The 18759-nt window shown below is 71.4% G+C and carries 17 protein-coding genes; 1 reads left to right on the forward strand and 16 read right to left on the reverse strand.

The features are described from left to right. Positions 1-127 precede the first annotated feature (127 nt). From ACIBCM_RS09615 to ACIBCM_RS09685, 15 genes are all read right to left on the reverse strand, one after another. Positions 128-679: a hypothetical protein gene (locus ACIBCM_RS09615; RefSeq protein WP_399241428.1), complete on the reverse strand. Its 552-nt coding sequence runs from the start codon at positions 677-679 to the stop codon at positions 128-130. A gap of 341 nt (positions 680-1020) precedes the next feature. Then, the gene (locus tag ACIBCM_RS09620; protein WP_399241429.1) at positions 1021-1851 is read right to left on the reverse strand and encodes a sirohydrochlorin chelatase; all 831 of its coding nucleotides are present in this window, start codon (positions 1849-1851) and stop codon (positions 1021-1023) included. 8 nt (positions 1852-1859) lie between these two features. Further along, positions 1860-2870 (reverse strand): ABC transporter permease, encoded by a 1011-nt coding sequence (locus ACIBCM_RS09625; RefSeq protein WP_399241430.1) that lies wholly within the window; start codon positions 2868-2870, stop codon positions 1860-1862. Then, positions 2839-3633 (reverse strand): ABC transporter ATP-binding protein, encoded by a 795-nt coding sequence (locus ACIBCM_RS09630; RefSeq protein WP_399241431.1) that lies wholly within the window; start codon positions 3631-3633, stop codon positions 2839-2841. Before ACIBCM_RS09630 ends, ACIBCM_RS09625 begins: the two co-directional genes overlap by 32 nt. Positions 3634-3685: 52 nt before the next feature. After that, positions 3686-4795, reverse strand: coding sequence for an aliphatic sulfonate ABC transporter substrate-binding protein (locus ACIBCM_RS09635; RefSeq protein WP_399241432.1), 1110 nt, complete (start codon positions 4793-4795; stop codon positions 3686-3688). A 201-nt stretch (positions 4796-4996) separates the two neighbouring features. Further along, positions 4997-6340 carry a sulfate adenylyltransferase subunit 1 gene (locus tag ACIBCM_RS09640; protein ID WP_399241433.1) on the reverse strand — a complete coding sequence of 448 codons (1344 nt, stop codon included), beginning with the start codon at positions 6338-6340 and terminating at the stop codon, positions 4997-4999. A 2-nt stretch (positions 6341-6342) separates the two neighbouring features. After that, positions 6343-7299 (reverse strand): sulfate adenylyltransferase subunit CysD, encoded by a 957-nt coding sequence (cysD, locus tag ACIBCM_RS09645; protein ID WP_399241434.1) that lies wholly within the window; start codon positions 7297-7299, stop codon positions 6343-6345. Next, positions 7296-7880, reverse strand: a complete 585-nt coding sequence (gene cysC / locus ACIBCM_RS09650) for an adenylyl-sulfate kinase (RefSeq protein ID WP_399241435.1) — start codon at positions 7878-7880, stop codon at positions 7296-7298. Before cysC ends, cysD begins: the two co-directional genes overlap by 4 nt. Continuing rightward, the gene (locus ACIBCM_RS09655) at positions 7862-8560 is read right to left on the reverse strand and encodes a phosphoadenylyl-sulfate reductase (protein ID WP_399241436.1); all 699 of its coding nucleotides are present in this window, start codon (positions 8558-8560) and stop codon (positions 7862-7864) included. The genes cysC and ACIBCM_RS09655 overlap by 19 nt, the downstream gene beginning before the upstream one ends. Further along, entirely contained in the window at positions 8557-8766 is a 210-nt protein-coding gene (locus ACIBCM_RS09660) for a hypothetical protein (RefSeq protein ID WP_399241437.1), read from the reverse strand. The genes ACIBCM_RS09655 and ACIBCM_RS09660 overlap by 4 nt, the downstream gene beginning before the upstream one ends. A gap of 91 nt (positions 8767-8857) precedes the next feature. Continuing rightward, entirely contained in the window at positions 8858-10558 is a 1701-nt protein-coding gene (locus ACIBCM_RS09665) for a nitrite/sulfite reductase (RefSeq protein ID WP_399241438.1), read from the reverse strand. Between the two features lie 457 nt (positions 10559-11015). Then, positions 11016-11582: a GNAT family N-acetyltransferase gene (locus ACIBCM_RS09670; RefSeq protein WP_399241439.1), complete on the reverse strand. Its 567-nt coding sequence runs from the start codon at positions 11580-11582 to the stop codon at positions 11016-11018. Positions 11583-11786: 204 nt separating this feature from the next. Then, positions 11787-13079 carry an amidohydrolase family protein gene (locus ACIBCM_RS09675; RefSeq protein WP_399241440.1) on the reverse strand — a complete coding sequence of 431 codons (1293 nt, stop codon included), beginning with the start codon at positions 13077-13079 and terminating at the stop codon, positions 11787-11789. Then, a complete protein-coding gene (locus ACIBCM_RS09680) occupies positions 13076-13801 on the reverse strand; it encodes a uracil phosphoribosyltransferase (protein ID WP_399241441.1) in 726 nt (241 codons plus the stop codon). The genes ACIBCM_RS09675 and ACIBCM_RS09680 overlap by 4 nt, the downstream gene beginning before the upstream one ends. Continuing rightward, positions 13798-15072, reverse strand: coding sequence for a 4Fe-4S cluster-binding domain-containing protein (locus ACIBCM_RS09685; RefSeq protein ID WP_399241442.1), 1275 nt, complete (start codon positions 15070-15072; stop codon positions 13798-13800). The genes ACIBCM_RS09680 and ACIBCM_RS09685 overlap by 4 nt, the downstream gene beginning before the upstream one ends. A gap of 685 nt (positions 15073-15757) precedes the next feature. On the opposite strand from ACIBCM_RS09685, the gene ACIBCM_RS09690 reads away from it, so the two are divergent. Continuing rightward, a complete protein-coding gene (locus ACIBCM_RS09690; protein ID WP_399241443.1) occupies positions 15758-16906 on the forward strand; it encodes a hypothetical protein in 1149 nt (382 codons plus the stop codon). A 448-nt stretch (positions 16907-17354) separates the two neighbouring features. Here ACIBCM_RS09690 and ACIBCM_RS09695 read toward each other — a convergent pair whose 3' ends face one another. Further along, positions 17355-18614 (reverse strand): GAF domain-containing protein, encoded by a 1260-nt coding sequence (locus ACIBCM_RS09695; protein WP_399241444.1) that lies wholly within the window; start codon positions 18612-18614, stop codon positions 17355-17357. Positions 18615-18759: the final 145 nt, after the last annotated feature.

Consider the following 18759-nt stretch of genomic DNA (forward strand, 5'->3'; position numbering starts at 1 on the left):
CCGCTACGAATCTGTCACCGAGCCCCCGCGGGCGGCCGGGCACGAGTGCGGCGGACCCCCGATCGTGCCCTGACGGCCCTGACGCCCGTCTCCCGCTCACCGGCCTCCGAGGGCACCTCCGCCCGGATCAGGGCCCCGGAGCCGAGGGAGTGACCGGCGGCAGCTGCGGTGTGGCCGGGACCTGCGCCGGGGCCGCGGGCGGCGGGAGTTCCGTCAGGACGAGGGCGCTGGACGGGATGGCCGCCCGGATGTCGAGCAGGGAGACCAGGGCCGCGTGGAGCTGCTCGACCCCCTCGTACGCCTGGTGCGCCAGGACCAGCCGGGCCTGGGTCTCCAGATGCTGCCACGCGTAGCGTCTGCGCAGATTCGCCACCTGCCGGGCATCGGCGCGGAAGAAGGTCGATCCGGCCGAGAACCCCGCCGACAGCAGCGCCAGCACCGCCGCCGGAACGCGCGCTCCCGGGGCGGCCAGTCCGGCGGCGCCGGAGATACCCGCCAGCACGGCCGCGGGGAAGCCGAGACAGATGTACGTCGCGTTCCACAGCTTGCTGCGCCGCTGGGCGCGTTTGGCGCCGATCCGGGCTTCCTCCACGACGAGCCCCACCTCCGTGCGGAGATGGCGCATGCGAGCGTCGGCGTCGCCGCCGGGCGCGGTCGGATCAGGAGCGCTGTCCGTCACGGATCCTCCTGTCCGGCGTGTCCGATCCGGGCGTCCGGCCGTGGAAGGGGGAGAACCCCGCGGGGCATCGCCCTGCCCGCCGTCGTGGCGCCCGACCCCTCGGCCGCCCTCACCGGAACGGCTTTCCATTATGCCGCTCATCACACGCCCAGGGCCCGGGAATCGGTCAGGGCAGGGCCGTCGACCGCGGGGGTCCGCGTCCGGCCGCCCGTGCCGTCAAGGGGCGAGCGCCAGGGGCTGCGGTCGTGTCGGTCGCCGTGGCGCGAAGGCCGTGAGGGCGCCGGGCCCGGGCGCGCGAGGACCGACGGCTGAGGCCCGGGGCCGGAGGGGGACCCGGCTCGTCAGGCCGGGACCCCGAGAGGCAGGGAGCGCTCCGCCGGGCGGGCCGGGGTGAGCGCCTGTTCGTAGCGTTCCAGCAGCAGCCGGGCCAGTTCGGGCGAGGGGCCGAGGACATCCGCGAGGACGTCCGCCTCCCGCGCGCCCGCGGCGATCCGGTCGGGGAGGCGCCCGGGGGCGATGACATAGGGAGCCACCGCCACCCGCGCGCAGCCGTCGGCCCGCAGGGAGCGTACGGCGTCCTCGGTCCGGGGGAAGCCCCCGGGTGAGACGGCGGAGGCGAACGCAGGCCGCACGGCACACCAACCGGTGTGCCCCAGCTCCCGCGCTATGTCAGCGATCACTGCGATCGCCTCCGGGTCCGTGGAGCCCGCCGAGGCCAGGACGAGCCCGGTCGAGCTTCTGTCGGCCGGGCCGAGCCCGGCCTCGTACAGCCGCCGCTCCAGCGCCGCGAGCAGCAGCGGTGAGGGGCCGAGCACCTCCGCCTGGCGGACGCGCAGCCTCGGCAGCCGGACCGAGGCCTCGCGCAGGACGGCGGGGATGTCGGACTTGGCGTGGAAGGCGCGCGTCAGCAGCAGCGGCAGCGCGACCACCTCCGTCACCTCGCCGTCCGGTCCGCCGCCGCCCGTCCGCCCCCGGCCCGTACCGCCCCCCGCCTCGGCGGCGAGCCGCTCCAGCACCCTCGGGACGGACGGCGCGTTGAAGTCCAGGAAGCCGGTCTCCACCCGCAGCCCCGGGCACAGGGAGCGGACCCGGCGCACCAGGGCGTGCACGGTCGCCGCGTGCCGGGGATCGCGGCTGCCGTGGGCGACGACGAGAAGGACGGGAAGGCGCATGGGCGGGCTCAGTTCTTGACGAGGAGACCGCGGCCCCGCAGAACCGCGCGCTCCAGCGGACTGAAGATCAGCAGATCGATGGCGATACCGACGGTCAGGATCAGCAGGATCGCCAGGAACACCCCGGGCATGTCCGAGTTGTTGCGGCCGTTCTCCAGCAACTGGCCGAGCCCCAGCCCCAGATCGGGCGACGACGCGATGATCTCCGCCGCCATCAGGGACCGCCAGGAGAACGCCCAGCCCTGCTTGAGACCCGCCACGTAGCCGGGCAGCGCGGCCGGCATCACGATGTGCCAGGTGCCCCTGAGCCCGGTGGCGCCCATCGTGCGGCCCGCGCGCAGGAAGAGCGGCGGGACCTGGTCCACCCCGGAGACCAGCCCGTTGGCGATCGAGGGCACCGCGCCCAACAGGATCACCGCGTACATCATCTGGTTGTTGAGGCCGAGCCAGATCACCGCGGGCGGCACCCACGCCACGGACGGCAGCGACTGGAGTCCCGACAGGATCGGCCCGATCGCGGCCCGGACGAACTTCACCCGTGCGACCAGCAGACCGAGGGGCGTACCGATCGCGAGCGCGAGCAGAAAGCCGAGGAGACCGCGCGAGATGCTGGTCCAGACGATCTCCAGCAGAGTGCCCTGGAGCCAGAGGTCGGAAACGCTGTCCCACACCGCGGACGGAGCGGGCAGGCTGCCCTCGTCGGTGACCTCCGCCCACACCAGCGCCTGCCAGACGACCAGTACCAGCACCACCGCCAGAACCGGCGGCAGCACCTTCTTCAGCAGCACTTCGCCGAACGGGGTCCGCCGGGCCTGGACCGTGTCCAGCGCGTCGAGGCCCGCCTCCAGCCCCGCGAGGTCGTGCGAGGAGTCCACCCCGGACACGGAGGCGGTTGACCCGGACCCAGTTGTGGACCCAGTTGTGGACCCGGTCCCGGTCCCGGTCCCGGACCCGGGGTCCCGGGACTGCGCGCCCTTGGCCGAGGTGTCAGTGCTGGCCATGTCGGCGGATCTCCCCACGCAGTTCTTCGGTGATCTCGATGGACAGCTCCGCCACAGCGGCGTCCTCGATACGGCGCGGCTGCTCGATCCCCACCGTCCACTCCCGGGCGATACGTCCCGGCCGGGACGACAGCAGAACCACCCGCTCGGCCAGCCGCACGGCCTCACGGACGTTGTGCGTCACGAACAGCACCGACAGCCGGGTCTCCCGCCAGATCCGGGTCAGCTCGTCGTGCAGCACATCCCGGGTGATGGCGTCCAGCGCCGCGAACGGCTCGTCCATCAGCAGCAGTTGGCTGTCCTGCGCCAGGGCGCGCGCCAGCGCCACCCGCTGCCGCATACCGCCGGACAGCTCGTGCACCCGCTTGCGGTACGCGCCGCCGAGCCGTACGAGTTCGAGCAGCCGCTCGGCCTCGGTGCGCCGCTCCGACTTGGCGACCCCGCGCAGCCGCAGCGCGAGTTCGATGTTCTTGCCCGCGGTCAGCCAGGGGAACAGCGCGTGCTCCTGGAACATCAGCGCGGGCCGCCCCCCGGGGGTCTCGATGGACCCCGAGGAGGGCGCGTCCAGCCCCGCGACCAGATTGAGCAGGGTGGACTTTCCGCAGCCCGAGGCGCCCAGGAGGGTGACGAACTCGCCGGGAGCGACATCGAGGCTGATGTCGTCCAGAACGAGCTGCCCCCCACCGGGGCCCGCGAAGGACTTCGAGACATGCTCGATACGGGCGGCGTGCCCGGCCGTCGTACGGGCCTCGGCCGGGTCCTTGGTGAGGGTGCTGGCCATGGTCGTCACCTCCTGGGTCAGTGCTGCGGGGAATCGTTCGGCGTCTGGCCGGCTAGCCGACGCCGAGACCGGCGTCGGAGACCGCGGGCTTGCCGTCGGCCTTCAGGACCTTGTTCAGGGCCGTCAGGTCGTAGATGCCCTTCAGGTCCGGCTGCTCCAGCAGACCGGCCTTCACCGCGTGGTCCGCCTGCGCCTGGAGCGTCGGGGCCAGCGGGTCGTCCAGGAACCGGATCGACGCCCACGCCGGGTCGATGATCTCCGCCGGCAGCTCCTTGCCGGTGAGCGCCTTCAGCTTGGCGTTGGCGGACGCCTTCGCCCGGTCCGGGTCGGCGGCGATCCAGGCGTTGGTCTTCACCGAGCCGCGCACCACGGCCTCCACGACGTCCGGGTGCTCCTTCAGGAACTTCTGCGACACGATGATGTGGGTGATCACGAACTTCTTGTCCGGCCAGATCGTCGCCTCGTCGAGCAGCACCTTCGCACCCTGGCTGACCAGCTTGGACGCGGTCGGCTCCGGTACCCAGGCGCCGTCGATGGACCCCGACTTGTAGGCGTCCGGCGTGATCTTGTTGTCCGTACGGACCACGGAGACATCGCCCTTGCCGCTCTGGGCGTCCGTCTTCCAGCCCTTCTCGGCTATCCAGTTGAGGAACGCGACGTCCTGGGTGTTGCCGAGCTGGGGAGTGGCGATCTTCTTGCCCTTGAGATCGTCCAGGGTCTTGATCTTCCCCGGGTTGACCACCAGCTTGACCCCGCCGGACGCGGAACCGGCGACGATCCTCAGGTTCTTGCCCTTGGACTTGGTGAAGCCGTTGATGGCCGGCGAGGGGCCGATGAAGCCGATGTCGATCGAGCCCGCGTTGAGCGCCTCGATCTCCGAGGGGCCGGCGTTGAAGGTGGTCGACTTGATCTGGGTGCCGCCCAGTTCCTTCTGGAGGATGCCCTCCTGCTCACCGACGAGCGCGGTGGCGTGGGTCAGATTCGGGAAGTAGCCGAGCTTCACGGTATCGGACGAGAGCTTCTCGCCCTTCGCGGCCGGGGCGGAGTCGTCGTCCTTCTCGGCGTCGGAGCCGTACCCGCAGGAGGCGAGCGCGCCGATCAGCAGCGGAAGTGCGGCGGCGACGGCGATACCGCGGCGCAGGGTGGTACGGGTGGCAGGCACGGGAGGGTGTCCTCTCGGAGGACCCGGCGGTCACGTTCGTGGAGCGTGGCCGGGAAGTCGGCGGTTAACGGTCTTCGTCGGTGGCGCGGATCGCGCGCCGGGGCCATCACGCACATCGTGTGACACCCCCCGAGCCGGCGCCGAGGGTGCCACTGCCCACCCGGCCGCCCTCCTTGGCGAAGGTAGCGAACACATCGGTCATCAGAAGTCCCATTCGGCGTCGTCGTCGGCGGGTACGGACTTCGCGGCGGTCGCGAACGAGTCGCCCGCCATACCGGCCGCCAGCGTGGTGCCGTCGGCCGGGTCGATCAGCAGGAAGGAGCCGGTGCGGCGCGAATCGGCGTACGAGTCCAGCGCCAGCGGTTCGGCCGTACGCACCCGTACCAGGCCGATGTCATTGGCCACCAGCCGTCCCGGGTCGGGGTGCTGGGACAGATCGTCGAGGGTGAGCCGCGACGGGATGTCCTTGACGATCGCCTTGACCGTGCGGGTCGTGTGCTTCAGCAGCACCCGCTGGCCCACCGTCAGCGGCTGGTCGGCGACATGGCACACCGTCGCCTCCACGTCCTGCGTGGTCGCCGGCGCGTCACCGCTCGGCACGATCAGATCGCCCCGCGAGATGTCGATGTCGTCCTCCAGCAGGAGGGTCACGGACTGGGGCGTCCAGGCGATGTCCACCGCCTCGCCGAGCAGATCGATCCCGGACACCTTCGAGGTGCGCCCCGACGGCAGTACGGTCACGCTCTCGCCGACCCGGAAGGTGCCCGCGGCGATCTGGCCCGCGTACCCCCGGTAGTCCGGGTGCTCGGCCGTCTGCGGACGGATCACGTACTGCACCGGCAGCCGGGCGTGGCAGGCCGTCAGATCGTGGGTGGAGGGCACGGTCTCCAGATGCTCCAGCACGGTCGGACCGCCGTACCAGTCCATGTTCGCCGACGCTTCCACCACATTGTCACCGGCGAGCGCCGAGATCGGGATGGCCGTGATCTCCGGGACGCCCAGCGCGCTCGCGTACGCGGTGAACTCCTCGGCGATGGCCGCGAACACGGACTCCTCGTACCCGACCAGGTCCATCTTGTTGACCGCCAGCACCACATGCGGCACCCGCAGCAGCGCGGCGACCGCGGCATGGCGGCGGGTCTGCTCGACAACGCCGTTGCGCGCGTCGACCAGCACGACCGCCAGCTCGGCCGTGGAGGCGCCCGTCACCATGTTCCGGGTGTACTGCACATGGCCCGGGGTGTCGGCGAGGATGAACCGCCGGCGCGCGGTGGCGAAGTAGCGGTACGCCACATCGATGGTGATGCCCTGCTCACGCTCGGCCCGCAGCCCGTCGGTGAGCAGCGCCAGGTCCGGCGCGTCCTGGCCGCGTGAGCGGGAGGCGTGCTCGACCGCCTCCAGCTGATCGGTCAGCACCGACTTGGAGTCGTGCAGCAGCCGCCCCACCAGGGTGGACTTGCCGTCGTCGACGGAACCGGCCGTCGCGAAGCGCAGCAGGGTCGTCGCCGACAACTGCTCCGTCAGCTGCTCGGTGGAGTTGCTCATGGCTAGAAGTACCCTTCGCGCTTGCGGTCTTCCATCGCGGCCTCGGACAGCTTGTCGTCGGCGCGGGTGGCACCCCGCTCGGTGAGCCGGGAGGCGGCGATCTCGGCGATCACGGCGTCCAGGGTGGTGGCGTCGGAGTCGACCGCGCCCGTGCAGGACATGTCGCCGACCGTCCGGTAGCGGATGAGCCGGGTCTGGACCGGCTCGGCCGCCTTCGGGCCGCCCCAGTCACCGGCCGTCAGCCACATCCCGGAGCGCTGGAAGACCTCCCGCTCATGGGCGAAGTAGATCCCCGGCAGTTCGATCTTCTCCCGCGCGATGTACTGCCAGACGTCCAGCTCGGTCCAGTTCGACAGCGGGAACACCCGTACGTGCTCACCGGGCGCGTGCCGGCCGTTGTACAGCTGCCACAGCTCGGGGCGCTGGCGGCGCGGGTCCCACTGCGAGAACTCGTCCCGCAGCGAGAACACCCGCTCCTTGGCGCGGGCCTTCTCCTCGTCCCTGCGGCCGCCGCCGAAGACCGCGTCGAACCGCTCGGACTGGATCTTCTCCGTCAGCGGTACGGTCTGGAGCGGATTGCGGGTCCCGTCGGGCCGCTCACGCAGCTTCCCGGCGTCGATGTACTCCTGTACGGAGGCGATGTGCAGCCGCAGCCCGTGGTGGGCGACCGTGCGGTCCCGGTACTCGATGACCTCGGGGAAGTTGTGCCCGGTGTCGACGTGCAGCAGGGAGAAGGGGACGGGAGCGGGCGCGAACGCCTTCAGCGCGAGATGCAGCATGACGATGGAGTCCTTGCCGCCGGAGAAGAGGATCACCGGCCGCTCGAACTCACCCGCCACCTCACGGAAGATGTGCACCGCCTCGGACTCCAGGGCGTCGAGGTGGGAGAGGGCGTACGGACTGTCCGCGTCCTGGACGGCGGCGACGGCCGTCCCGAGGCGTCCCTTCGCGTTGCTCACAGCAGACCCTTCCCGGTGAGCAGCGCGAACAGCGCCGCCGCGGACTCCTGGACACTCTGGTTCTGGGACTCGATCCGCAGATCCGGGGAGACGGGCTCCTCGTACGGGTCGTCCACCCCGGTCAGCCCGCTGATCTCGCCCGCCGCCTGCTTGGCGTAGAGCCCCTTCACATCGCGTACGGAGCACACCTCGACGGGCGTGGCCACATGGACCTCCACATAGGGCGTGCCCGCGGCCGCGTGGCGCTTGCGGACGGCCTCGCGGCTGTCCGCGTACGGGGCGATCACCGGCACGAGGACCGTGACGCCGTGGGACGCCAGCAGCTGTGCGACGAAGCCGATCCGCTGGACGTTCGTGTGGCGGTCCTCGCGGCTGAAGCCGAGCCCGGCGGAGAGGAACTCACGGATCTCGTCGCCGTCGAGCACCTCGGCCCGGTGGCCGCCCTCGCGCAGCCGCTCCGCCAGCGCCAGCGCGATGGTGGTCTTGCCGGCGCTCGGCAGCCCCGTGAGCCAGATGGTGGCCCCTGTCACGTCCTTGTCTCCCTGCTCTCCCGCAGTCGTCATCAGCCGTGCAGCCCGCATTCCGTCTTGCCGCGCCCGGCCCAGCGGCCGGCGCGCGCGTCCTCGCCCTCCAGCACCCTCCGGGTGCAGGGCGCGCAGCCGACGGAGGTGTAGCCGTCCATCAGCAGCGGGTTGGTCAGGACACCGTGCTCGGCGACGTATGCTTCCACGTCGTCCTGGGTCCAGCGGGCTATGGGGGAAATCTTGACCTTCCCGCGCCTGTCGTCCCAGCCGACGACCGGGGTGTTCGCCCGGGTGGGGGACTCGTCGCGGCGCAGCCCGGTCGCCCAGGCGTCGTACGCCGCCAGGCCGTCCTCCAGCGGTTTGACCTTCCGCAGGGCGCAGCACCGATCGGGGTCGCGGTCGTGCAGCCGGGGCCCGTACTCGGCGTCCTGCTCGGCGACCGACTGGCGCGGGGTCAGGGTGATCAGAGTGACGTCCATCACGGCCTCGACCGCGTCCCGGGTCCCGATCGTCTCGGGGAAGTGGTAGCCCGTGTCGAGGAAGACCACGTCCACGCCCGGGAGGGCGCGGGAGGCGAGATGCGCGACGACCGCGTCCTCCATGGAGGAGGTGACACAGAAGCGGGGGCCGAAGGTCTTGGCGGCCCAGGTGAGGATGTCCAGGGCGGACGCGTCCTCCAGGTCCCGCCCGGCGCGCTCGGCGAGGGCCTTGAGTTCACCTGTGTAAGTGACCGTCATATCCCCTTGCCTTCCGTTCCGTTGCCGTCGAGCCCGTCGAGTGCGTCACGGCCGCGCTGGAGCCCCCGGGCCAGCAGCCCGAGGAACTTCAGCTGGAAGGCCCGGTTGCATGCCGCGCACTCCCAGGCGCCGTGGCCCTGCTCGCTGGGACGCAGATCCTCGTCGCCGCAGTAGGGGCAGTAGAACGGGGCGGCGCGCTCACTCATGACAGGGCCTCCCCGTGAGCTTCCGCGCCCGCGTGGCGCGGGGGTGCGGTCTCTGGTGCCGTCAGCGGCCCGGCGGCCGCGCGTGCGCCGCTCATGACAGGGCCTCCTCGGAGGCCCGCGCCGCCCAGGCGGCGAAGCGCTCGCCGTCCTCGCGCTCGTCCTGGAAACGCCGCAGCACGCGCTCGACGTAGTCGGGCAGTTCGGCGGAGGTGACCTTCAGACCGCGGACCTTGCGGCCGAAGCCGGGCTCCAGGCCCAGCGCGCCGCCCAGGTGGACCTGGAAACCCTCCACCTGGTTGCCGTCGCCGTCCAGGACCAACTGCCCCTTGAGACCGATGTCCGCGACCTGGATACGGGCGCAGGCGTTAGGGCAGCCGTTGATGTTGATGGTGATCGGCTGGTCGAACTCCGGGATCCGGCGCTCCAGTTCATCGATCAGTGAGGCGCCGCGCGCCTTGGTCTCGACGATCGCCAGCTTGCAGTACTCGATACCGGTGCAGGCCATCGTCCCGCGCCGGAACGGCGACGGGGTCACCCGCAGATCGAGCGCCTCAAGACCCGCCACCAGCGAGTCGACCTGCTCCTCGGCCACGTCGAGCACGAGCATCTTCTGCTCGACGGTGGTGCGCACCCGCTGGGAGCCGTGTGCAGAGGCCAGTTCGGCGATCTTGGTGAGGACGGTGCCGTCGACCCGTCCCACGCGCGGCGCGAACCCGACGTAGAACCGCCCGTCCCGCTGCCGGTGCACACCCACGTGGTCGCGCCACTGCTGTACGGGAACGGGGGGCGCGGGCCCGTCGGCCAGGGTCCGCAGCAGATACTCGTCCTCCAGCACCCGGCGGAACTTCTCCGGGCCCCAGTCGGCGACCAGGAACTTCAGCCGCGCCCGGGTGCGCAGGCGCCGGTAGCCGTGGTCCCGGAAGATCGAGATGACCCCCTCGAAGACATCGGGGACGTCCTCCAGCGGGACCCATGCGCCGAGGCGCACCCCGAGCTTGGGGTTGGTGGAGAGCCCGCCGCCGACCCAGAGGTCGAAGCCGGGGCCGTGGTCGGGGTGGTCGACCCCCACGAACGAGATGTCGTTGATCTCGTGGGCCACGTCCAGCAGGGGGGATCCGGAGATCGCTGACTTGAACTTGCGGGGCAGATTCGAGAACGCCTTGTTGCCGACGATCCGGCGCTGGATCTCCTCGATCGCGGGGGTGCCGTCGATGATCTCGTCCTCGGCGATGCCCGCCACGGGCGAGCCGAGGATCACCCGGGGGGTGTCACCGCACGCCTCGGTCGTGGACAGCCCGACCCCTTCGAGCCGCCGCCAGATCTCCGGCATGTCCTCGATCCGGATCCAGTGGTACTGGATGTTCTGCCGGTCGGTGATGTCGGCGGTGCCGCGCGCGAACTCCTGGGAGATCTCGCCGATCACCCGCAGCTGCTCGGTGGTCAGCCGCCCGCCGTCGATACGGACGCGCAGCATGAAGTACTTGTCGTCCAGCTCCTCCGGCTCCAGGATCGCGGTCTTGCCGCCGTCGATCCCGGGCTTGCGCTGGGTGTAGAGGCCCCACCAGCGCATCCGGCCGCGCAGATCCGCGCCGTCGATGGAGTCGAAACCGCGGTGGGCGTAGATCGTCTCAATACGTGTCCGTACATTGAGACCGTCGTCGTCCTTCTTGGTCTGCTCGTTGGCGTTGAGCGGCGTCATGTGGCCAACGGCCCACTGACCCTCGCCGCGGTGACGTCCCGTCTTGCGGCGGGACGCGGCGGCGGGAGCGGGCTTTTCGGGGGTGGCGGCCATGGCGATATGTCCTTCGGGACTGCAGGAGGGCGGCTCTGAGCTGCACACTCGCGCTGAGGCGCGACGGTGCGCCGGAGTACGGTGCGTCAAGGGAACGCGGGAGTAGCAGGAGGGGGGAATGCTCGACTGTGTGCGGCGGTGCTGGGCTGTCAGCAGGCGGGACAGATGGCGCTGGACATGCGGCCGTGGTCGACGTGCCGCCGACTCACCAAGGCAATTCCAGCTCGAGACATGACGGAAGCGTGTCACGGCGATTGGACGGCAGTCCACCATTATCCGCATGGTGGACAGCTGGGTCTCGAATCGCGAGACGGTGTGGTAGGGGTCACGTGACGGGGCACTGGACCGGCCGCCCGGCAGGTGACACGGCCGGCGCGGCGGTCGGGGGAGGATTCCGAGGGGTCTTCCCGGGGGGCCTTCCCGAGGGGGCGCGGGGGTTACCGCGGGGCGGGTGGAATCAGGGGTGGGAGCCGGGCCAGGGGCCGGGTGTGACCGTCGGCGGCTCCTCCTCCACCGTGGTGTCGAACAGGGTGAACCCGCGCCGCAGATAGTTGTCCATGGCGTGCGGCCCGTCCTTGGAGCAGGTGTGCAGCCAGACGCGCTTGGTGGGCGCGAGCCCCGGCCGGCGCTCGGCGAGGTCCCAGGCACGGGCGACGGCGTACGAGAGCAGATGGCCGCCGATTCCCCGGCCCCGGAACGCCGGGATCAGCCCGAAGTAGACGATCTCGACCGAGCCCTCCTCCTGCGCCTCGATCTCCGCGTACCCCGCGGGTGTCCCGTTCTCGTACGCGACCCAGGTCTCGGAGCCCGGCCGTGACAGGACCTCTTCCCACTCCGCGTACGTCATCCCGAGCCGGTCCGTCCACATGATGTCCCCGCCCACGGCCGTGTACAGGAACCGGCTGAACTCGGGCGAGGGTATGCCGGCCCGGGTGATGGTCACGTCCCCGCTCGCGGGGGCGGCGGGGCGGAGATCGGCGGGGGAGGTCTGTTCGAGGGACCACGTGGTGACACGGATGCGCATATGCCCAGATAATCACGCCTTCTCGTGCGGGCCCAAGCACACCCGGGACTGTCCCCGCTCCCCGTGCGCCGGACGGCCGGGCGGGCCGGTCCCTCGGCACGGGGGAGGGGGCAGGGCCGAGGGCCAGGGGGGCGGGCCGTTTTCTCCCAGGCCCGGTGCGGGGTCGGGACCCGGACCCGGCCAGGGGAGAGACAGGGCCGGGGGTCAGGGCGCGGTGCCCCGGGCAGGGTGCCCGCCGGGGATGCCCGCCGGGAAGGTCCGCTCGTGCCGGGTGCGGCAGACGAGACGGCCCCGGTGGAACACCATCCGGTCCGCCCGGCCGTCCGCCATGGCGTCGGCGAGCGTGTCCGCCCGTACGGCCAGCAACTCCGCGGGGGCCCCGGAGGCGATCCGCGTACGGGGCAGGCCCATGGCCGTCCGCGCGGCGTCGCTGACCGCCCCGTATGCGGAGCGCGGCGACAGATGGCCCGCCAGCACCAGCAGCGAGGCCGTCTCCATGGGGTCGAACCGGCCCAGGGGATTGAACGGATCCCGCGCGTTGTCCCCGCCGCCCGCGACGGTGACACGGGCGGCGCGCAGCGCGGCGATCGCCGTGAGCCCTCTCGGTACCGCGAGCGCGCGGTCCCGGCCCTGGAGATACAGATTGGTCCCCGGGCAGGTCACCACCGAGATCCCCGCCTCGGCCACCCGGGCGGCCGTCCGCTCCACCAGCTCGCGCGGCTGGGTGCCCAGGCTCACGCAGTGGCTCGCCGTGACCCGGTGGGGGAAGCCGGTGACGAGGACCCGCTCGGCGAGAGCGGCGAGCGTGGCCGAGGCCGGGTCGAGGGTCTCGTCGGTATGGAGGTCCATCGGGCGCCCCGCCTCGGCCGCCATGTCCATGAGGATGTCCAGACACGCCGGCGGGTCGTCGTCCCGGTAGGGCGCACCGCCCACCACGTCGGCGCCCGCCCCGAGCGCGTCCGCCAGCAGGGAGCGGTTGTCCGCACCGGCACGGCCCCGCAGCGGGAAGTCCACGAAGGCCACGATCTGGAGTTCCAGCCGCCCCGCGAGGAGTTCGCGTGCCTCGGTGAGGGCCTCGACCATCAGGAGCCCGGTCGTCACACCGACGTCCACATGGGTACGGATCGCGGTCGCACCGCTCGCCAGGAGTTCGGAGGAGGCGCGCAGGGCCCGGTCGCGGACCTCGTGCCGGGTGGCCGTGCTCCGGGCCGCGTACCAGGCCGCGACCGCGCTCTCCAGGTCTGCCCGTCCGTCTCCGCCGAGTCCGCCGAGCAGCACCTTGTCGAAGTGGCAGTGGGGCTCGGCCGGGGCGGGCAGCAGGAGATGGCCGGTCAGATCGATCCGCTCGGCGCCGGACGCCGGGCCACCGGCCGTTTCCAGGCCACCGGCCGGGCCGAGCGCCTCGATGCGTCCATGGCGCAGGAGCACGTCCGCCGGGGAACCGTGGGGAAGCCGGGCGTTCGTCAGCAGCAGCGCGGGAGCCGGCCCCAGGGTCACCGCCCGGGGCCTTCGGGAGCGCCGGGCACGCCGGGTCCGCCGGCTCGGTCAGGTGGGCCGGGTCCGTCGGCTCCGGCGGGCGCGTCGGGCGCGTCGGCTTCGCGCGGTGCGTCGGGTACGTCGGCTCCGCCGGGGCCTTCGGGCGATGAGACGCCGCTGAAGAGATCACCGGCGTCGAGTTCGCCCATGTCCGGGTAGACCACCTGGCCGTCCAGGCCCTCGTACAGGCTGAAGCCGACCATGTTGACCCCCGCCTCCCGGAGCCTGGCGGTGGCCGCGGCGGCACCGCTGATGACCGCGGCCACCTCATGCCCGGTGGCGCACCGGGCGGCGATCGCCTCCCTGGCGGCCAGCAGGGTGCCACCGGTCGCCGCGACGCAGTCGATGTAGACCGTCGCCTGATAGCCGTCCCGCGGCACATCGCTCATGTACTGGTGGTCCACGGAGAGCCGGCCGGGTGTGCGCCGCATACCGAGCACGCAGAAGTCCGCCTGCGGGAAAGCCGTCACGAATCCGGGATACAGCAGCGCGCCGCCGCGCAGTACGACCACGCACAGCACGTCCCGGGGGGCGCCGAGTTCGCCGCGCGTGATCTCGGCCGTCCGCAGACCCAGCACACCCCCGAGCCGGATGAGGCCGCGCCGGACCCCGCCCGGATCGCGGTTGTGCCGCAGCCGCGCGTACCCCTTCTCGTCATCCGGTGTCTCCGCCGCGAAGGTCACCGCGATTCCCTGTTCGCCAGGACGGTGTCACGGCACATCCGTGCCATGTCGGCCGCCGGATCGGCCAGCATCCGCGCGAGGGGATGCTCCGCGTCGACCGTGGCCCGGTCGCGGGTCACCTGCCGGTGGGCCGCGATCAGGGTGACGGCGAGGCGTACGTCGTCGGGGGCGAGCAGGTCGTCCACCAGGGACGCGGAGTCGTTCTTGGCCAGGGCCCCCGCGTGGGTCCTCGGGTCCATCTCCATCACGAGGTCGGACAGGGCCCAGATCCCCTCGTCGACGAGCAGATGGGTGATGGGGTCCTCGAAGAAGTACGCCACGGCCTCGGCGAAGCTCTGCTTCTCCAGGAGGAGCCTGCGGTCGGGAGCGGTGCCGCAGAAGATCCAGAACGTTCCGTCGGAGTTCAGGGTGACGGCGACTCCGGTACTGGCCGTGTACTCCCCCCGGATCGCGTCGTTCACGGCCGTGGCCAGCGACAGGTTCCCGGGTCGGGACTCGAACGGGCCGTAGTACTCCCGGATGGTCTTGGTGGCGCCGCTGTGGTCCTCCGTCAGCCGAAGCGCCTTTCCGCTGCGCCGGAAGACATTGAACGTCAGGGGAACGGTCATCCCGCCGGGCAGCACGAGCAGGCGGTTCCAGTCGTCCACCCGCTCCACGCCCGCGCCGACCTCCTTCGCGATCATGCGGTCCACCGTGCCCATGTCCGGCTGGATGCTGCGCAGTCCCACGGCGAAACCGGGCCGGGACTCGGACCAGCAGCGGAGCACATTGCCGTAGTGCTCGATCCTTACAGGTCGGGGAGCGTTCAGGTGGTAGCGGTCGATACTCAGCCGCAGCAGCAGTTCGGGGTTCACGGGATTGCGCGAGCGCGCTTCGTCGATCTGACGCATCATGCGCGCCGTGCGTTTGGGGCTCATGGCCCAGTGGCCCGCGGTGACGATCTCGATTCTGGGAACCTCGACCGTTTCCAGTAACCGTAAAATGCTGGAGAACTTGAGGAACGGCTCTCCTCCGCCGGTGATGTTCAGCTTCTGTGAGGAGGACTCGGAAATGAATCGGATCGCGTCCTCCAGTTCCCTCCTGGAGAGCGCGACTTTATCGGATTTCCTTTCCAGGTCCGATGAGTACATGCAGTGCTCACAGGCCACCGGGCAGAGTTCGCTCAGATGGATGAAGAAGCTCGATCCCCGGGTCGGAATATTGCCGAGCCGGTGCCGGAAGGAATGCAGCACCTTCTCGCGGGCGGCCGGCGGATCGCGGAAAGCGTCCATGAGTTGCGGGTGATACACCGAATCCCCCTCCTTCGGTCGGCGCGGCTTTCATCCTCCGTTGCGATTTATCCCCAGTCAAGCGATCGACATGTCCGGCGTCGATTGGCCGGAAAGCGCTTGTTGCGTGAAAGTGGTACGGAGATCGGGGAGGGTCGGGCGTCTTCGTGTATCGCACCGGTGAGGTGATCCTGATGGTTGATCGGTGAATCGGGTGCGGGTCATGGCTCGATATCTCTCCTTATGCTGAGGGAGAGGTCATCTCCTGGGGCGGAATTGGCGGGCTGTGGTTCCTGGGGGAATTGTTGAGGCGCTGATGCCGTACGAGTGGTGGGCGCCGATTCGGCGCATGGTGCCCACGTTGCCGCCGTTGCCCTCCACCCCGTCAGGGCGGGGGCGTGCATTCCCGGCCCGGTCGGCGGGTGAGACACAGGGAGTCGGGGCGGGGGACGCGCCGGTCCGGGGCGGTGGCACGACGCGTAAGGGGGCGCGGCCCCGACAGCACCGCCTCCGCCTCCCGGCCGTACCGCTCTATCACGGCAGAATTCCGCGATGTTCTCCGGCGGAAGTGCGCAGGCCAGGTGTGGTGCGGCCGTGAACGGGACGGCCGGCTCGCGCGCATGAGCGGCCGTCTGTCCGCGCCTCCGCTAGTTTGTGCGTTCTCTGGCACGCCGACGTGGGGGAACCGATGGAGATCTGGACCGATGGGACCGTGGTCGTCCAGGCGCACGAGGAGACGGAGAACGTGCGAGTCCTGCGTGACCTCGCCGTGGTGGGTGAGGCCAAGGGCGTCAAGGATCTCGGCTGGAAGACTCCGCTGGCGGTCGATGTGGACGCGGACCGGATCTGGGCCGGCGTCCGGCTCCGGGAGTTCCGGCTCAGCGATCTCACCGAGGTCGCGAGCCATGAGGAGGTCGTACGGGTCGCGGGACTCGGCGGCGGGCGGCTGGCGGCGGTTCTCCCTCCCGTCGACGGCGTCTGCCGGCTGGCCGTCGGGACACCCGGGAACTGGGAGCGCGAAGTGGTCCTGGACGACCTCGCAGCCGATGTGCTCCCCGGTCTCCAGGTGACCGACGAGGAGCCGGGCTCCCGCGCCATCGGGGACGACCCGACGCTCACCGCCACCGAATACGGACTGGTCGTCGCGGACGGCAGACGGGGCGTCGTGGCCCATTTCAGCCCGGATCTGCGTCTCCTGGGACTCTGGATGAGCGGCGGCGCCCCCGAGATCCAGCAGATCGGCTACGCCACTGCCCGCGGAGTTCTCGTCACGGCCCAGTGGGCCGGGCGTCATTCCGACATCGGTTGGCTCACTTCGGACGGCGCCCGGCATCTGAGGGCCAGTTACGGCGCCTACGCCCTTCCGGCGGGCACCGACCGCATGTGGCTGATCGGCGACTTCATGGTGTCGCTGCTGGACCACGAGGGCGGGATCCTCAGCGGGGTCCCGGCGCCGAACGGCATGATCCAGGCCGCGCACGCCTCCGGCCGGTACTGCGTCATGGCCACCTCGTCCGAGGTGAGCGTCGCCGTTCCCGACGAGGGCATCACCGTCCGAAGCGTCCGGGTCGGCGGCCTGGTGAACATCGTCGGGGCCTTCGACGTCGACAAGGACCACGAGTTCCCCCTGTCCCTGGTGAACGAGGTCTCGAAGTACGCCGTCACAGGGGGCTACTCCAGCCATGTCGGCGACGACGGCCGACTGCATGTCGTCGTACGGGACGTGCGCCGCGGCTCGGGGCCCAAGGTGACGGAGGCGTTGCGCGCGGAGGGCGCGGTCAGCGTCAGCACCGTGACGCCGGACGGCGGGGGGCAGTGCTGTTCCCCGTACGCGTAGCCGCGGCCGGAGCCGTGACCGGAGCCGCGGTGCTTGGTGTCCGGGCGGGCCCGCGGAGCCGGTCCGCCGGAGCCGTTCCGTTGGTCCGGGGTGTACGGCGGGATGGGTGCCCCGGCCCCGAACGCCGGTGGGCCGACGTTGCTGCCCCGGGGTTGGGCTGTCTCCGGGGCGGTGGCTTGCTTGTCGGGGCTCTGCCCCGAACCCCGCGCCTCGATCGCCGGCGGGGCTGGTTCTGTTCCCCGGGGGTCGTGTCCGGCGGGGTGGGATACGTCCCCCGGGGGCGTATCCGGTGGGGCTGGGTTCGCCCTCCCGCGCCCCGTCCGGAGTGTCCGGGGGCTGGATTTGCCCCGAGGGCTTGCACCCGGTGGGGCTGGAGACGCGCCTTCCGTACCCGGTGTTGAGCGTATGAGGGCTGGATCGTTCCCCGGAGCGGGGTCGGACGACCGCGTCACCAGGAGGGCTCCCGGGGCGGGTAGACGCGGGGTCCGGGAGGTCCCTCGTGGCGGACCTCGACCTCCACGCCGTCCGCGAAGCGGTACGGGCGGCTTGCCAGGACGTGGGCCAGATGGCGTCGCAACCGCGACATCTCCGCCCGTACGGTGACGGTCCGGGTCGGGTCGCCGAACAGTTCCTCGGCGAGTTGTGCCGCGCTCCGGCCCTCCCGGTGCACCGCGAGGGCGTGCAGCAGCTCCGCGTGACGGGGGCTCAGCTCCTGTACCCAGCTGCCCGCCTCCCCGGACACCGTCGCCGACGCCCGCCGTGGCCTGCTCAGATCCAGGACGATCCGCGCGGCGGGGGCCGGGGCGCCCGGCTCCGTCACCCGGACGAGCCAGCCGCCCGGCAGCGGCTCGACCGCGCACATACCGAGCGACGGCAGCCACAACCGCCCGCCGGCCGGTGACTTGGGCAGTTGGAGCCGCCCCGGCGGCGGCATGCCGATCACCGCCGCCGGCCAGCCGTTGGCGTCCACGGCCAGTGCCCGGCCCGTCATCCGCCCGAGCAGCGGCGCCGCGGCCCCCCGCAGCCGGTCCAGCGCCGCGAAGTGCTGATGGCGCAGTTCCGCCTCCGCCAGCCGGGTGACCGCGGTGACGAGGGGGAGTGTCGTCGGATGCACCGAGGTCAGCGGCCCGCTGAGATTGACGACCCCGATCAGCCGGCCGTCCCGGGGATCGGTCACCGGCGCGCCCGCGCAGGTCCACGAGTGGTGCGCCGCCACGAAGTGCTCGGCGGAGTGCACCTGGACCGGCCGGCGGACCACCAGCGAGGTGCCGATCCCGTTCGTACCGGCCACCGCCTCGCTCCAGTCCGAACCCAGGACCACCCCGTTCGTGTCCCCCTTGCGCAGCACGGACGAGGTCCCCTCGCGCCACAGCACGCGCCCGTCCGCATCCGAGACGACCATGATGTGCTGCGCGGCGTCCGCGATGGAGACCAGCCCGTCCCGCAGCAGGGGCAGCACCTCGCGCAGCGGGCTCGCGCCGCGGCGCCGTTCCGTCTCGTCCCGGGGGAGGAGTCCGACCCGCCGCCCCCGGTCCGGGTCCAGGCCGCTGCGCAGCAACCGCTGCCAGGACTCGTCGATGTCCGCCCTCGGTCCGACGGGCGGACGGCGTCCGCTGAGGGTGGCTTCCCGTACTCCCTTCAGAAGTCTGGTGGCCTCCGCCAGGTCCATGGCGGCGAGTCTGGCCAGGTCGATCGGCGTGGTGTGCACGCGGTGGTCCTCCCGGACGGCGATACGGCGCAATGGCTGCAACCCTCTGCAACCCTCGCGAATGGGCGCGCGTGTGTACGAAGGTGTACAGCGCGAGGGGTGGTGCCGTGTCGGCGCAGCACCACCCCGACCATGATCATCTCTG

The sequence above is a fragment of the Streptomyces sp. NPDC051018 genome, from assembly GCF_044456085.1.
Lineage (GTDB): Bacteria > Actinomycetota > Actinomycetes > Streptomycetales > Streptomycetaceae > Streptomyces.

Excerpts from the sequence above, each read along its gene's own strand:
- ACIBCM_RS09685 (WP_399241442.1), bottom strand. The coding sequence starts at position 15,072 with ATGGACGCTTTCCGCGATCCGCCGGCCGCCCGCGAGAAGGTGCTGCAT.
- ACIBCM_RS09660 (WP_399241437.1), bottom strand. The coding sequence starts at position 8,766 with ATGAGTGAGCGCGCCGCCCCGTTCTACTGCCCCTACTGCGGCGACGAG.
- ACIBCM_RS09690 (WP_399241443.1), top strand. The coding sequence starts at position 15,758 with ATGGAGATCTGGACCGATGGGACCGTGGTCGTCCAGGCGCACGAGGAG.
- ACIBCM_RS09665 (WP_399241438.1), bottom strand. The coding sequence starts at position 10,558 with ATGGCCGCCACCCCCGAAAAGCCCGCTCCCGCCGCCGCGTCCCGCCGC.
- cysC (WP_399241435.1), bottom strand. The coding sequence starts at position 7,880 with ATGCGGGCTGCACGGCTGATGACGACTGCGGGAGAGCAGGGAGACAAG.
- ACIBCM_RS09670 (WP_399241439.1), bottom strand. The coding sequence starts at position 11,582 with ATGCGCATCCGTGTCACCACGTGGTCCCTCGAACAGACCTCCCCCGCC.
- ACIBCM_RS09640 (WP_399241433.1), bottom strand. The coding sequence starts at position 6,340 with ATGAGCAACTCCACCGAGCAGCTGACGGAGCAGTTGTCGGCGACGACC.
- ACIBCM_RS09655 (WP_399241436.1), bottom strand. The coding sequence starts at position 8,560 with ATGACGGTCACTTACACAGGTGAACTCAAGGCCCTCGCCGAGCGCGCC.
- ACIBCM_RS09630 (WP_399241431.1), bottom strand. The coding sequence starts at position 3,633 with ATGGCCAGCACCCTCACCAAGGACCCGGCCGAGGCCCGTACGACGGCC.
- ACIBCM_RS09620 (WP_399241429.1), bottom strand. The coding sequence starts at position 1,851 with ATGCGCCTTCCCGTCCTTCTCGTCGTCGCCCACGGCAGCCGCGATCCC.